The sequence below is a fragment of the Mycobacterium sp. genome (assembly GCF_008709575.1).
Taxonomy (GTDB): Bacteria; Actinomycetota; Actinomycetes; order Mycobacteriales; family Mycobacteriaceae; genus Mycobacterium.
On the sequence record NZ_VYIK01000188.1, the window covers coordinates 1 to 1,068 of the forward strand.

Sequence of the window (1,068 nt, forward strand, 5' to 3'; positions counted from 1 at the left end):
ATCAGGGCCAGAAACCTCCTGCGATTCAACGGTTTTTCCCGGCAGCGATGTCGGCCATATGGTCGGCGCGCACCTGCCCACGGCGCGGAGCAGCACACTGAGCCACCGCAGCCGCCTCCGCCACGATGCGCCACCAATGCCGCACCGGCTGCCGCGGCGCCGCCACGCCGGCCTCGTAGGCCCGCGGCCCGCTCAACACCGTTATGGTCTCGCCGCCGAGGAGCGCACCACGGCCGATCCCTCGCTGCTGTAACCACGATTCGTCGACGGGGCTCGGGGACAAAATCCGATCTTCTCGGCGGCGTGACAGACCCCATACGGATCCCATTGCGAAAGCCTCCGTTTGCCATGAACTCCCCGAACGGAGCCTAACCAGACACGTGTGTGATGGAGACGTTTCTGCCGCATTGGTGGCGGGGCTGCTAGCGAAGTGTCATCCAGATGACAAGTACGTGGGTTGGCTCATCGGCGATGCGCGTATAAGGCTTCCTTCTTGTCTGAGAATAAGGCCGCGTACGGCGCGCCTACCTGGATCGCGAGCGCAGCCTCAGTGGGCCCGGATGACGGGGTCGACAGTGACCGAGCGCAGGGCCGTGACGAAGGCAATCGTGACGCGCCACGTGCGGGCCGGTAGGGCCGGTACCGGGCCGGCTCCTCGACCTTCCAAGCACGCGGCGGGCGTTCACGAGCGCGTCGCACCTGAAGCTCGTCAAGATCAGGCTGGGCACGCCAAGTTCTGCCCGAAAGGTGTTGCCGCGCTGATTTTCTGTCGACGCGGGGCATGACCGCGGGCAAGCCGCTGGCGCCGCTGCCCTCAAGCCGGTGGCGGCGCCAGCACCGGCATCGCGAGCTTGACAGCCATGACGACACTGCGGTGTTGCGGGACCGCATGTCGGCGACCACCATCGACCGTTGGGAACCGGCGACGGGCCTACTAACGGCAGAATTCCAGCGGGCGTGAACTGCGAACACCGGGGCGCTCGTGATTGGAAACATCCAAGCACGGAGTGCGATACCACCCTTGATGCCTGGGCGGGTGGTTCATGTTCTCCCGATAGCTCAGCCAGC

1 protein-coding gene is annotated in these 1,068 nt (G+C 65.6%); it reads right to left on the reverse strand.

Annotated features, from left to right (window positions below):
• Positions 1-25: 25 nt before the first annotated feature.
• The gene (locus tag F6Q13_RS17760) at positions 26-283 is read right to left on the reverse strand and encodes a hypothetical protein (protein ID WP_293059369.1); all 258 of its coding nucleotides are present in this window, start codon (positions 281-283) and stop codon (positions 26-28) included.
• Positions 284-1,068: the final 785 nt, after the last annotated feature.